Genomic DNA, 12,233 nt, shown 5'->3' with positions numbered 1-12,233 from the left:
GTGGTAAAGGAGAGGCCCTGGAAATACCCCACAGCCCCGAAAAAGAGCCAGTCAGTTGCTTAACTGACTGGCATTACACCTTCTGCTGACCGTTTTCGATGTACAAACCGAGCGGCGCATAGCTTTCATCATAGATGCCGCCGTTCATCGCCATCTGCACCTGACCCTGACTATTAATATCCGCCAGCAGAGCATGTAACGTTCCCCACGCTTCGCCATTGGCTTTTTGCCAGTACATTTTCACCCGCTCTGTTTGAGGATTAACGGTATACGCCTGTACGGTCAGCGTCGGATCTGAGAGTGCGCAATCATCAGCGGCAACAGCAAACAAGGGAAGTAAGGTGAGGGTGAGAAAAATCCGTTTGAGATTCAAGGTGATCATTCCTTTACCAATGAGTAGCCGATGCGCCATTATAGGTCCTAGATGTGGGATTTTTTTATCCTGTTAGCGACCTTGACGAGTACCAAAAAGCGCGAAGTTCAACTATTGTTCTGTGGTGTTCTGTTGCGTGTTGACGGCAAAATTTTGCTGGCGTAACATGCGCGCACGATCACTCTAAGAGGACATTCGCCTTGGACACACCCAGTAGATACTGGCTCACTATCCTGTCATCCAGGATCAACTCCTAAGGCTATCCCTTTTTGCTGATAGCCTTAGCGGTTGTCAGCGACCTCAATTTTTCCCGTCGCGCTGAGTCAGGCTGTTTAATGGTCTGAAACCCAATTTGTTTCTGTGTGCCCACCGAACTGTCCGATATTTTAAGCATTGGGAGTCCCGGTCATGCTGAGCGCATTTCAACTGGAAAATAACCGACTGACCCGGCTGGAAGTCGAAGAGTCACAACCCCTTGTAAATGCAGTATGGATTGATCTTGTCGAACCGGACGACGACGAGCGACTGCGCGTACAATCTGAACTTGGCCAGAGCCTGGCAACCCGCCCGGAACTGGAAGACATCGAAGCATCGGCACGTTTCTTTGAAGACGACGACGGCCTGCATATTCACTCCTTCTTCTTCTTTGAAGATGCGGAAGATCACGCCGGTAACTCCACTGTGGCATTTACCATCCGTGATGGTCGTCTGTTTACTCTGCGTGAGCGTGAACTGCCCGCTTTTCGTCTGTATCGTATGCGTGCCCGTAGCCAGTCGATGGTAGACGGTAACGCCTACGAGTTGCTGCTGGATCTGTTCGAAACCAAAATCGAACAGTTGGCAGATGAAATTGAAAATATCTATAGCGACCTGGAGCAGTTGAGCCGGGTGATTATGGAAGGGCATCAGGGCGATGAGTACGACGAGGCGCTCTCCACGCTGGCGGAACTGGAAGATATCGGCTGGAAAGTTCGCCTGTGTCTGATGGATACCCAGCGCGCTCTCAACTTCCTGGTGCGTAAAGCGCGTTTACCGGGTGGGCAACTGGAGCAGGCGCGTGAAATCCTGCGCGATATCGAATCCCTGCTGCCGCATAACGAATCCCTGTTCCAGAAGGTGAACTTCCTGATGCAGGCGGCAATGGGTTTTATCAACATCGAGCAGAACCGCATCATCAAAATTTTCTCGGTGGTATCCGTCGTGTTCCTGCCGCCAACGCTGGTTGCTTCCAGCTACGGGATGAACTTTGAGTTTATGCCAGAACTGAAGTGGAGTTTCGGCTACCCTGGCGCGATTATCTTTATGATCCTCGCGGGCCTGGCACCGTATCTGTACTTTAAGCGGAAGAACTGGTTGTAAAAAGAAGGCGGTGGCTTAGCCTGGCTAAGCCACCTGTTATTCAAAGGCTCCAGGTATTTAACCCTTTTACCTCTTTCTCATAAAACCATTTGTTCGTGTTAACAGCAACATAGGCTGCTACGGCAATTCCCAGAATGTTAACGCCAATTAATGCACCAACAAATAGAGATAGAATGCCAAGTAATAGAACTATAATTGCTTTTTTCCATAAGCCCAGAACAAATAAATAGATCCAGGAACAGAAGAAAGCAATGAAATTCATTTGAATAGTTAATCGTTGTCTTACTTTTAATGCTTTAAATGCTGCTTTATATTCTGGTGTTGCTCCCCAGAATCCAGGAAAGCCATGTTGATCATAAAAATTAAATCGGTATTTCCATTTTTCACTTAATGAATCATCGTTCATATATTCCTTACTCATAAATACTCCATAACTATTGTTTTGATGAATCAGTAGGTGCAAGCATTAGCATACTGAAAGTGGAAAAATAACAAATCAAAAAAATCATCGAACCATTGCCTGAACAGGCAAAATCTTCGGCTATCATTGTGATGATAGAGATGATATATACTGCTAATGTACCAAAAACATAAATTTTTATATATATGAAACCACTATCACGGAGTCGTTGGCAATTCATGTTGATGACGAGATAATGGAGTGCGATGGTAGAGACTATAACAAGAAAACCTGCTTCCCCATCGTTAAAAAAGATAATAAGAAAGGCAAAAATGAAATTTATTAAAATAAATAAAAATATATATCGGTGTCTGGAAATCTTACCGTTAGATGTTGGGATAAACATACGTAACATAAATTTTACATCCTTGTGTGAGTCTCCTGTCAGCATGGCAATATGCCCACTCTCATACAAGAGTCGGCATATTTTTTCAGAATATATTTATTTTTTATTTGGACGTTCTACGCTGCGTATAAATCGCGTCCATCACAAAAATTGCCAGCGCCACCCAAATAAAGGTGAAAGTCACCATCTTATCGGCACCCGGTTTTTCACCATAAAACGTCACAGCCAGCAGGAACATCAGCGTCGGGCCAATGTACTGAAAAAAGCCTAACGTTGAGAGACGCAGGCGCGTGGCAGCGGCAGTAAAACACAACAGCGGTACGGTAGTGACAATACCGGCGGCGATCAGCAGTAAATTCAGCGACATCGGGTTTTGCCCCATATGGCTGGTTGAACTGTCGGCAATAGCAAACAGGTAAATCGCCGCCACGGGCAGCAGCCACATGGTTTCAATTAACATGCCGGTTTGTGCTTCTACCGCAATCTTCTTGCGCACCAGGCCGTAGAAGGCAAAACTAAATGCCAGCCCCAGCGCGATAATAGGTAGCGAACCAAAAGTCCACAGCTGGACCAACACGCCACATATCGCCAGAATCACCGCCAGCCATTGCATCCGGCGGAATCGCTCGCCGAGGAAAATCATCCCCAGCACAATGTTCACCAGCGGGTTAATAAAGTAACCAAGGCTCGCTTCCAGCATATGGTGATTGTTCACCGCCCAGATAAACAGTAGCCAGTTGCCACCAATCAGTACGGCAGAGACTGCCAGCATAAAAATTTTCTGTGGCGTCTGAATCAGCGTTTTTAAATAGGACCACTGGCGGCAAATGCTCATCAGCACTACCATAAAGAAAAACGACCAGATCACGCGATGCGTCAGGATCTCATCGGCGGGCACGTAGTAAATCAGCTTGAAGTATGCTGGCGCAATACCCCAAATAAAATAAGCGGCAAGAGCGAGTAATACGCCCTGCCGCGTTTGTTTTGCATCCATCGGGAATACTCATTTTTAATTGGTAACAGCAGTTTACCTGCTTTTATGTCTTCAACCTACCATATAGGTGGCGGTGGCACTGGCAATATAAAGCTGTTCTTCATTGTGTAATTCAACGCGGGCGACGGCGACTTTATTGCCTGCACGCAACAGGCTACTGGTAGCAGTAAAACGCTCGCCCCTGCCTGGGCGCAGATAATCAACGCGAAGATCAATGGTCCCCATCCGCGATAGCCGCTGGCGTAGTTCATCTTCACTGATGGTTTCGTGGCGGGTTAAGGTACTTCCCACGCACACCAGACCGGCGGCGACATCCAGCGCCGACGCAATGACTCCGCCGTGCAAAATGCTTTGCGCCCAGTTACCCACCATCATCGGCTGATTTTTAAAGGCCAGCTGTGCGAACTCTTTTTCGTAACGCTCCAGTTCCATCCCCAATGCGCGGTTAAATGGCATGTGATAAACAAACATCTCACCCACTAATTTCAGGGCTTGTTCAGCGGTCAGTACGGCAGACATATCATCCTTACACTTCATTGGTTAATGAAATGTTGATTTTATGCTTCTTTGTTGTTGGTTTCTACTTTAGGAAGGGATAACTAACGGCAATGGAGTTAAGTATGTAAAATAGCCCGCAGAAAAACATTCACCTTATCAATAATTCGTTACGGAGAACACGACCGATGCGGACTCTGCAGGGCTGGTTGTTGCCGGTGTTTATGTTGCCTATGGCAGTATATGCACAAGAGGCAACGGTGAAAGAGGTGCATGACGCGCCAGCGGTGCGTGGCAGTATTATCGCCAATATGCTGCAGGAGCATGACAATCCGTTCACGCTCTATCCTTATGACACCAACTACCTCATCTACACCCAAACCAGCGATCTGAATAAAGAAGCGATTGCCAGTTACGACTGGGCGGAAAATGCGCGTAAGGATGAAGTAAAGTTTCAGTTGAGCCTGGCATTTCCGCTGTGGCGTGGGATTTTAGGCCCAAACTCGGTGTTGGGTGCGTCTTATACGCAAAAATCCTGGTGGCAACTGTCCAATAGCGAAGAGTCTTCACCGTTTCGTGAAACCAACTACGAACCGCAATTGTTCCTCGGTTTTGCCACCGATTACCGTTTTGCAGGTTGGACGCTGCGCGATGTGGAGATGGGGTATAACCACGACTCTAACGGGCGTTCAGACCCGACCTCCCGCAGCTGGAACCGCCTTTATACTCGCCTGATGGCAGAAAACGGTAACTGGCTGGTAGAAGTGAAGCCGTGGTATGTGGTGGGTAATACTGACGATAACCCGGATATCACCAAATATATGGGTTACTACCAGCTTAAAATCGGCTATCACCTCGGTGATGCGGTGCTCAGTGCGAAAGGACAGTACAACTGGAACACCGGCTACGGCGGCGCGGAGTTAGGCTTAAGTTACCCGATCACCAAACATGTGCGCCTTTATACTCAGGTTTACAGCGGCTATGGCGAATCGCTCATCGACTATAACTTCAACCAGACCCGTGTCGGTGTAGGGGTTATGCTAAACGACTTGTTTTGATGAACGGTTGAGTGGTTGGCAAATCTGGAATCCAGCATCCAGGATTACCCTCTCAGAGACTAAAAGCATTGCAGTTTCTCGCGCAGGCGCTGAAAATAGCGCCTGTTTTTATTTCAGGCAATCGGGGTGAATGTGGCGCAGGCGGAAGTGTTGAATCTGGAGTCCGGAGCTAAACAGGTTTTACAAGAAACCTTTGGCTACCAACAGTTTCGCCCCGGCCAGGAAGAAATTATCGACACTGTGCTTTCCGGTCGCGATTGCCTGGTTGTTATGCCCACTGGTGGCGGAAAATCCCTTTGCTATCAAATTCCTGCCTTATTGCTAAACGGCCTTACCGTGGTTGTTTCACCGCTGATTTCGTTGATGAAAGATCAGGTGGATCAACTACAGGCCAACGGCGTGGCGGCGGCGTGCCTTAACTCGACGCAAACCCGCGAACAGCAACTTGAAGTGATGACAGGCTGCCGCACCGGGCAAATTCGCTTACTGTATATCGCCCCGGAACGCCTGATGCTGGATAACTTTCTTGAGCATCTGGCGCACTGGAATCCGGTGTTATTAGCCGTCGATGAAGCGCACTGTATCTCCCAATGGGGTCACGATTTCCGCCCGGAATATGCCGCGCTCGGTCAGTTGCGCCAGCGGTTCCCGACGCTGCCGTTTATGGCGCTGACCGCCACAGCCGACGACACCACGCGCCAGGATATCGTGCGCCTGCTGGGGCTGAACGATCCGCTGATTCAAATCAGCAGTTTTGACCGTCCGAATATTCGCTACATGCTGATGGAGAAATTCAAACCGCTCGATCAGTTGATGCGCTACGTGCAGGAACAGCGCGGTAAGTCTGGCATTATCTACTGCAACAGCCGGGCGAAAGTAGAAGACACCGCTGCGCGCCTGCAAAGCAGGGGTATTAGCGCGGCGGCCTATCATGCCGGGCTGGAAAATAATGTCCGCGCCGACGTGCAGGAGAAATTCCAGCGCGATGATCTGCAAATTGTGGTGGCGACGGTGGCGTTCGGCATGGGCATCAATAAACCAAACGTTCGCTTCGTGGTCCACTTTGATATTCCGCGCAATATCGAATCCTATTATCAGGAAACCGGTCGCGCCGGGCGTGATGGCCTGCCTGCGGAAGCGATGCTGTTTTACGATCCGGCTGATATGGCGTGGCTGCGCCGTTGTCTGGAAGAGAAGCCGCAGGGGCAGTTGCAGGATATCGAGCGCCACAAACTCAATGCGATGGGCGCGTTTGCCGAAGCGCAAACTTGCCGTCGTCTGGTATTGCTGAACTATTTTGGCGAAGGGCGTCAGGAGCCGTGCGGGAACTGCGATATCTGCCTCGATCCGCCGAAACAGTACGACGGTTCAACCGATGCTCAGATTGCCCTTTCCACCATTGGTCGTGTGAATCAGCGGTTTGGGATGGGTTATGTGGTGGAAGTGATTCGTGGTGCTAATAACCAGCGTATCCGCGACTATGGTCATGACAAACTGAAAGTCTATGGTATGGGCCGTGATAAAAGCCATGAACATTGGGTGAGCGTGATCCGCCAGCTGATTCATCTCGGCCTGGTGACGCAAAATATTGCCCAGCATTCTGCCCTACAACTGACAGAGGCCGCGCGCCCGGTGCTGCGCGGCGAATCCTCTTTGCAACTTGCCGTGCCGCGTATCGTGGCGCTCAAACCGAAAGCGATGCAGAAATCGTTCGGCGGCAACTATGATCGCAAACTGTTCGCCAAATTACGCAAACTGCGTAAATCGATTGCCGATGAAAGTAATGTCCCGCCGTACGTGGTGTTTAACGACGCAACCTTGATTGAGATGGCTGAACAGATGCCGATCACCGCCAGCGAAATGCTCAGCGTTAACGGCGTTGGGATGCGCAAGCTGGAACGCTTTGGTAAACCGTTTATGGCGCTGATTCGTGCGCATGTCGATGGCGACGACGAAGAGTAGTCAGCAGCATAAAAAAGTGCCAGTATGAAGACTCCGTAAACGTTTCCCCCGCGAGTCAAATGTATGTTGATGTTATTTCTCACCGTCGCCATGGTGCACATTGTGGCGCTTATGAGCCCCGGTCCCGATTTCTTTTTTGTCTCTCAGACCGCTGTCAGTCGTTCCCGTAAAGAAGCGATGATGGGCGTGCTGGGCATTACCTGCGGCGTAATGGTTTGGGCTGGGATTGCGTTGCTTGGCCTGCATTTGATTATCGAAAAAATGGCCTGGCTGCATACGCTGATTATGGTAGGCGGTGGCCTGTATCTCTGCTGGATGGGTTACCAGATGCTACGCGGTGCACTGAAAAAAGAGGCTGTATCTGCGCCTGCACCACAGGTTGAGCTGGCGAAAAGCGGGCGCAGTTTCCTGAAAGGCTTACTGACCAATCTCGCCAATCCGAAAGCGATTATCTATTTTGGTTCGGTATTCTCATTGTTTGTCGGCGATAACGTTGGCACTACCGAGCGCTGGGGCATTTTCGCGTTGATTATTGTCGAAACACTGGCGTGGTTTACCGTCGTTGCCAGTCTGTTTGCCCTGCCGCAAATGCGCCGTGGTTATCAACGTCTGGCGAAGTGGATTGATGGTTTTGCCGGGGCGTTATTTGCCGGATTTGGCATTCATTTGATTATTTCGCGGTGATGCCAGACGCGTCTTCAGAGTAAGTCGGATAAGGCGTTTACGCCGCATCCGACATTATTTTTCACGCATGCCTCGCCGATGCTAACAGCGCTCCCACCAGCATAAACAACGAGCCGAAAATCTTATTCAGCGCCTTCATCTGCTTTGGTCCTTTAATCCATAGAGCAATCCTTTGAGCAAGGGTGGCGTAACCGATCATCACAATAATATCGACCACAATAGTGGTGACGCCGAGCACGATATACTGCATCAGTTGCGGCTGTTGCGGCATGATGAATTGCGGAAATAGCGCCGCCAGAAACACAATACTTTTGGGATTGGTGAGATTCACAAAAACTGCGCGCTGGAACAAATGTCGACGCGATTGAGTAGAGGCCAGCGATTTAAGATCAATTGCGCCAGCGGCGCGCCACTGCTGGATTCCCAGCCAAATCAAGTAAGCCGCGCCTGCCCACTTTAACACTTCAAACGCAATCACTGAGCGGGAAAATAGCGTCCCCAACCCCACGCCAACCAGCACAATATGAATCGCCAGTCCGGTCTGAAGCCCAGCAATAGACGCCACCGCGCCGCGATAACCGTGGTTGAGCGAGGTGGTCATAGTGTTGATTGCACCAGAGCCTGGCGACAGGCTTAAAATGATCGATGTCAGCAGGTAGGCAAACCACCATTCTAAGGTCATGATGAACTCCCGGTGTGTCTATTTTTGTGCCACAATACGCTACTGTCGCAGCGTTGTGTCAGGCACGCTTAAAAAAACGATTTTACGTGGTTTAAGAGGCAGATTACCCGATGTTTCAGCAGCAAAAAGACTGGGAAACAAGAGAAAACGCGTTTGCTGCTTTTACCATGGGACCGCTGACTGATTTCTGGCGTCAGCGTGATGAAGCAGAGTTTACTGGTGTGGATGACATTCCGGTGCGCTTTGTCCGTTTTCGCGCACAGCACCATGACCGGGTGGTAGTCATCTGCCCGGGGCGTATTGAGAGCTACGTAAAATATGCGGAACTGGCCTACGACCTGTTCCATTTGGGGTTTGATGTCTTAATCATCGACCATCGCGGGCAGGGACGTTCCGGTCGCCTGTTAGCCGATCCGCATCTCGGGCATGTTAATCGCTTTAATGATTATGTTGATGATCTGGCGGCATTCTGGCAGCAGGAGGTTCAGCCCGGTCCGTGGCGTAAACGCTATATACTGGCACATTCGATGGGCGGTGCGATCTCCACATTATTTCTGCAACGCCATCCAGGTGTATGTGACGCCATTGCGCTAACTGCGCCAATGTTTGGGATCGTGATTCGTATGCCGTCATTTATGGCACGGCAGATCCTCAACTGGGCCGAAGCGCATCCACGTTTCCGTGATGGCTATGCAATAGGCACCGGGCGCTGGCGCGCGTTGCCGTTTGCTATCAACGTACTGACCCACAGCAGACAGCGATATCGACGTAACTTACGCTTCTATGCTGATGACCCAACGATTCGCGTCGGTGGGCCGACCTACCATTGGGTACGCGAAAGTATTCTGGCTGGCGAACAGGTGTTAGCCGGTGCGGGTGATGACGCCACGCAAACGCTTCTCTTACAAGCTGAAGAGGAACGCGTGGTGGATAACCGCATGCACGACCGTTTTTGTGAACTCCGCACCGCCGCGGGCCATCCTGTCGAAGGAGGACGGCCGTTGGTAATAAAAGGTGCTTACCATGAGATCCTTTTTGAAAAGGACGCAATGCGCTCAGTCGCGCTCCACGCCATCGTTGATTTTTTCAACAGGCATAACTCACCCAGCGGAAACCGCTCTACAGAGGTTTAAATTTCTTATGTACCAGGTTGTTGCGTCTGATTTAGATGGCACGTTACTTTCTCCCGACCATACGTTATCCCCTTACGCCAAAGAAACTCTGAAGCTGCTCACCGCGCGCGGCATCAACTTTGTGTTTGCGACCGGTCGTCACCACGTTGATGTGGGGCAAATTCGCGATAATCTGGAGATTAAGTCTTACATGATTACCTCCAATGGTGCGCGCGTTCACGATCTGGATGGCAATCTGATTTTTGCTCATAACCTGGATCGCGACATTGCCAGCGATCTGTTTGGCGTAGTCAACGACAATCCGGACATCATTACTAACGTTTATCGCGACGACGAATGGTTTATGAATCGCCATCGCCCGGAAGAGATGCGCTTTTTTAAAGAAGCGGTGTTCAAATATGCGCTGTATGAGCCGGGATTACTGGAGCCGGAAGGCATCAGCAAAGTGTTTTTCACCTGCGATTCCCATGAACAACTGCTGCCGCTGGAGCAGGCGATTAACGCTCGCTGGGGCGATCGCGTCAACGTCAGTTTCTCTACCTTAACCTGTCTGGAAGTGATGGCGGGCGGCGTGTCGAAAGGCCATGCGCTGGAAGCAGTGGCGAAGAAACTGGGCTACAGCCTGAAGGATTGTATTGCGTTTGGTGACGGGATGAACGACGCCGAAATGCTGTCGATGGCGGGGAAAGGCTGCATTATGGGCAGTGCGCACCAGCGTCTGAAAGATCTGCATCCGGAGCTGGAAGTTATTGGTACTAATGCCGACGACGCGGTGCCGCATTATCTGCGTAAACTCTATTTATCGTAATCGTTCTTTATTTGGTCAGTTGTCAACCTGATACTTCGCTACAATGGATACTCGTTAATCAAAGAGTTTTCCATTGTGGCGTTACTTATCATCACCACGATTCTGTGGGCCTTCTCCTTTAGCTTTTATGGCGAGTACCTTGCGGGGCACGTCGATAGCTATTTTGCGGTGCTGGTGCGCGTTGGCTTGGCGGCACTCGTTTTTCTGCCGTTTCTGCGTACCCGTAGCAATAGCCTGAAAACGGTCGGCCTGTATATGCTGGTGGGCGCGATGCAGCTCGGCGTGATGTATATGCTGAGTTTCCGCGCTTATCTCTACCTGACGGTCTCCGAATTGTTGCTGTTCACCGTACTGACGCCGCTCTACATCACGCTGATTTATGACATCATGAGTAAGCGCCGTCTGCGCTGGGGCTATGCTTTTAGCGCCTTGCTGGCGGTGATTGGTGCCGGGATTATTCGCTATGATCAGGTCACCGACCATTTCTGGACTGGCTTGTTGCTGGTGCAACTCTCCAATATCACTTTTGCCATCGGCATGGTGGGTTACAAACGCCTGATGGAAACTCGCCCGATGCCGCAGTATAACGCCTTTGCGTGGTTCTATCTTGGCGCGTTCCTGGTGGCGGTAATTGCATGGTTCTTGCTGGGAAATGCGCAGAAAATGCCGCAAACCACGTTGCAATGGGGCATTCTGGTGTTTCTTGGCGTGGTGGCTTCCGGGATTGGCTACTTTATGTGGAACTACGGCGCGACGCAGGTGGACGCCGGAACGCTGGGCATTATGAATAATATGCACGTTCCGGCAGGGCTGCTGGTAAACCTGGCTATCTGGCACCAACAGCCGCACTGGCCAACGTTTATTACAGGCGCGCTGGTGATCCTGGCCTCACTGTGGGTGCATCGTAAGTGGGTCGCTCCGCGCTCTTCACAAACGGCAGATGATCGCAGGCGTGATTGCGCGCTGAGCGAATAAACGCTTCCGTAACTGGCTGACGCTGCTCGCCATCGCGCACGGCGGCGTACAGTCGGCTCCACAAGCCTTCGCCCAGGGTTTTGGTCACCACCAGACCCTGGCGCTCAAAACTCTCTACTACCCAATGCGGTAGCGCGGCAATACCCATCCGCGCGGCAACCATTTGAATCAACAATAAGGTGTTATCGACGCTTTTCAGTGACGGGCTGACGCCTGCCGGCTGAAGAAAATGCCGCCAGACATCCAGTCGACTACGCTGCACCGGATAAATTAATAGCGTCTCGCTGGCGAGATCTTCCGGTGTAATACGCGTTTTTGCCGCCAGTGGATGGTCAGGTGCTAACACCAGGCGTACTTCATAATCGAACATCGGCGAATAATGCAGGCCACTGCGCGGCAGGATATCGGAGGTCATCACCAGATCCAGCTCGCCCTGTTGCAACGCGGGCTGCGGGTCAAACGTCACGCCCGATTTAAAATCCATCTCTACCTGCGGCCAGTTCTTATGGAAATTTCCTAAAGCGGGTGTCAGCCACTGAATACAGCTATGGCACTCAATGGCAATGCGCAGACGCGTCTGCTGCGGTTCATTGCAGGCTTGCAGTGCCTGGCTGATTTGCGGCAGCACCTGGTTTGCCAGTTGCAACAGGATTTCTCCCTGCGGTGTAAAGCGTAGCGGCTGGCTCTTACGCACAAATAGCCGGAAGCCAAGGCGTTGTTCCAGATCGCTAAACTGGTGAGACAGGGCGGATTGCGTCTGATGCAACGTTGCCGCAGCGGCTGCGAGCGAGCCGCAGTTCCGCAACGCTTGTAGCGTTTTCAGGTGTTTTACTTCGATCATGAAAGTCCTTCACTTCGGCATGAATAATTTGCGCTTGAGGAATATACAGTAACCGCCAATTAT

Annotated in this window: 15 protein-coding genes and 1 pseudogene; 9 read left to right on the top strand and 7 right to left on the bottom strand. The window is 50.8% G+C overall.

Features of this window, described 5'->3' with window-relative positions; genetic code table 11:
* A partial coding sequence (locus ABZJ92_RS22460) for a hypothetical protein (RefSeq protein ID WP_369812015.1) occupies positions 1-63 on the top strand: 63 nt, incomplete at its 5' end.
* A 13-nt stretch (positions 64-76) separates the two neighbouring features.
* On the opposite strand, the pseudogene ABZJ92_RS11285 reads toward ABZJ92_RS22460, so the two are convergent.
* Positions 77-412: pseudogene (locus tag ABZJ92_RS11285) on the bottom strand (phosphodiester glycosidase family protein); the annotation flags it as partial.
* A gap of 161 nt (positions 413-573) precedes the next feature.
* On the opposite strand from ABZJ92_RS11285, the gene ysgD reads away from it, so the two are divergent.
* Positions 574-630: a protein YsgD gene (gene ysgD / locus ABZJ92_RS11280; protein ID WP_211180520.1), complete on the top strand. Its 57-nt coding sequence runs from the start codon at positions 574-576 to the stop codon at positions 628-630.
* Positions 631-781: 151 nt separating this feature from the next.
* Positions 782-1,732, top strand: a complete 951-nt coding sequence (gene corA, locus ABZJ92_RS11275; RefSeq protein WP_000947159.1) for a magnesium/cobalt transporter CorA — start codon at positions 782-784, stop codon at positions 1,730-1,732.
* Positions 1,733-1,772: 40 nt separating this feature from the next.
* Here the strand turns inward: corA and ABZJ92_RS11270 are convergent, their stop codons facing one another.
* The 4 genes from ABZJ92_RS11270 to yigI form a co-directional block, all read right to left on the bottom strand.
* The gene (locus ABZJ92_RS11270; RefSeq protein ID WP_000032578.1) at positions 1,773-2,153 is read right to left on the bottom strand and encodes a DUF2628 domain-containing protein; all 381 of its coding nucleotides are present in this window, start codon (positions 2,151-2,153) and stop codon (positions 1,773-1,775) included.
* 13 nt (positions 2,154-2,166) lie between these two features.
* On the bottom strand, positions 2,167-2,547 hold the full coding sequence (gene yigG, locus ABZJ92_RS11265) for a protein YigG (protein WP_024259323.1): 381 nt from the start codon (positions 2,545-2,547) through the stop codon (positions 2,167-2,169).
* 94 nt (positions 2,548-2,641) lie between these two features.
* Positions 2,642-3,532, bottom strand: coding sequence for an EamA family transporter RarD (rarD, locus tag ABZJ92_RS11260; RefSeq protein WP_000339107.1), 891 nt, complete (start codon positions 3,530-3,532; stop codon positions 2,642-2,644).
* 51 nt (positions 3,533-3,583) lie between these two features.
* The gene (gene yigI, locus ABZJ92_RS11255) at positions 3,584-4,051 is read right to left on the bottom strand and encodes an acyl-CoA thioesterase YigI (RefSeq protein ID WP_001277142.1); all 468 of its coding nucleotides are present in this window, start codon (positions 4,049-4,051) and stop codon (positions 3,584-3,586) included.
* 164 nt (positions 4,052-4,215) lie between these two features.
* Here yigI and pldA point away from each other — a divergent pair, with 164 nt between their 5' ends.
* The 3 genes from pldA (at position 4,216) to rhtC (ending at position 7,731) form a co-directional block, all read left to right on the top strand.
* Positions 4,216-5,085: a phospholipase A gene (gene pldA, locus ABZJ92_RS11250; protein WP_001259700.1), complete on the top strand. Its 870-nt coding sequence runs from the start codon at positions 4,216-4,218 to the stop codon at positions 5,083-5,085.
* A 132-nt stretch (positions 5,086-5,217) separates the two neighbouring features.
* A complete protein-coding gene (recQ, locus tag ABZJ92_RS11245; protein WP_005052866.1) occupies positions 5,218-7,047 on the top strand; it encodes an ATP-dependent DNA helicase RecQ in 1,830 nt (609 codons plus the stop codon).
* 63 nt (positions 7,048-7,110) lie between these two features.
* Complete coding sequence (rhtC, locus tag ABZJ92_RS11240; protein ID WP_000928829.1) at positions 7,111-7,731, top strand: threonine export protein RhtC; 621 nt, start codon at positions 7,111-7,113, stop codon at positions 7,729-7,731.
* A gap of 61 nt (positions 7,732-7,792) precedes the next feature.
* On the opposite strand, the gene rhtB is transcribed toward rhtC, so the two are convergent.
* The gene (rhtB, locus tag ABZJ92_RS11235; protein WP_000171710.1) at positions 7,793-8,413 is read right to left on the bottom strand and encodes a homoserine/homoserine lactone efflux protein; all 621 of its coding nucleotides are present in this window, start codon (positions 8,411-8,413) and stop codon (positions 7,793-7,795) included.
* Positions 8,414-8,523: 110 nt separating this feature from the next.
* On the opposite strand from rhtB, the gene pldB reads away from it, so the two are divergent.
* The 3 genes from pldB to bioP all read left to right on the top strand — a co-directional run bounded on the left by pldB (position 8,524) and on the right by bioP (position 11,329).
* Positions 8,524-9,546, top strand: coding sequence for a lysophospholipase L2 (gene pldB, locus ABZJ92_RS11230; protein WP_000487663.1), 1,023 nt, complete (start codon positions 8,524-8,526; stop codon positions 9,544-9,546).
* Positions 9,547-9,553: 7 nt separating this feature from the next.
* Positions 9,554-10,354, top strand: a complete 801-nt coding sequence (gene yigL / locus ABZJ92_RS11225; protein ID WP_000285348.1) for a sugar/pyridoxal phosphate phosphatase YigL — start codon at positions 9,554-9,556, stop codon at positions 10,352-10,354.
* 75 nt (positions 10,355-10,429) lie between these two features.
* The gene (gene bioP / locus ABZJ92_RS11220) at positions 10,430-11,329 is read left to right on the top strand and encodes a biotin transporter (RefSeq protein ID WP_001196247.1); all 900 of its coding nucleotides are present in this window, start codon (positions 10,430-10,432) and stop codon (positions 11,327-11,329) included.
* On the opposite strand, the gene metR is transcribed toward bioP, so the two are convergent.
* Positions 11,217-12,170, bottom strand: coding sequence for an HTH-type transcriptional regulator MetR (gene metR / locus ABZJ92_RS11215; RefSeq protein ID WP_000573635.1), 954 nt, complete (start codon positions 12,168-12,170; stop codon positions 11,217-11,219). The genes bioP and metR overlap by 113 nt on opposite strands.
* Positions 12,171-12,233: the final 63 nt, after the last annotated feature.

It is taken from the genome of Shigella sp. FJ200513 (assembly GCF_040495915.1).
Lineage (GTDB): Bacteria > Pseudomonadota > Gammaproteobacteria > Enterobacterales > Enterobacteriaceae > ECMA0423.
The sequence above is the reverse complement of the archived record's forward strand: the minus strand, read 5'-3'. Positions and strand labels throughout refer to the sequence as shown.

Excerpts from the sequence above, each read along its gene's own strand:
- rhtC (WP_000928829.1), top strand. The coding sequence starts at position 7,111 with ATGTTGATGTTATTTCTCACCGTCGCCATGGTGCACATTGTGGCGCTT.
- pldB (WP_000487663.1), top strand. The coding sequence starts at position 8,524 with ATGTTTCAGCAGCAAAAAGACTGGGAAACAAGAGAAAACGCGTTTGCT.
- rarD (WP_000339107.1), bottom strand. The coding sequence starts at position 3,532 with ATGGATGCAAAACAAACGCGGCAGGGCGTATTACTCGCTCTTGCCGCT.
- ABZJ92_RS11270 (WP_000032578.1), bottom strand. The coding sequence starts at position 2,153 with ATGAGTAAGGAATATATGAACGATGATTCATTAAGTGAAAAATGGAAA.
- yigI (WP_001277142.1), bottom strand. The coding sequence starts at position 4,051 with ATGTCTGCCGTACTGACCGCTGAACAAGCCCTGAAATTAGTGGGTGAG.
- metR (WP_000573635.1), bottom strand. The coding sequence starts at position 12,170 with ATGATCGAAGTAAAACACCTGAAAACGCTACAAGCGTTGCGGAACTGC.
- rhtB (WP_000171710.1), bottom strand. The coding sequence starts at position 8,413 with ATGACCTTAGAATGGTGGTTTGCCTACCTGCTGACATCGATCATTTTA.
- corA (WP_000947159.1), top strand. The coding sequence starts at position 782 with ATGCTGAGCGCATTTCAACTGGAAAATAACCGACTGACCCGGCTGGAA.
- pldA (WP_001259700.1), top strand. The coding sequence starts at position 4,216 with ATGCGGACTCTGCAGGGCTGGTTGTTGCCGGTGTTTATGTTGCCTATG.
- yigG (WP_024259323.1), bottom strand. The coding sequence starts at position 2,547 with ATGTTACGTATGTTTATCCCAACATCTAACGGTAAGATTTCCAGACAC.
- yigL (WP_000285348.1), top strand. The coding sequence starts at position 9,554 with ATGTACCAGGTTGTTGCGTCTGATTTAGATGGCACGTTACTTTCTCCC.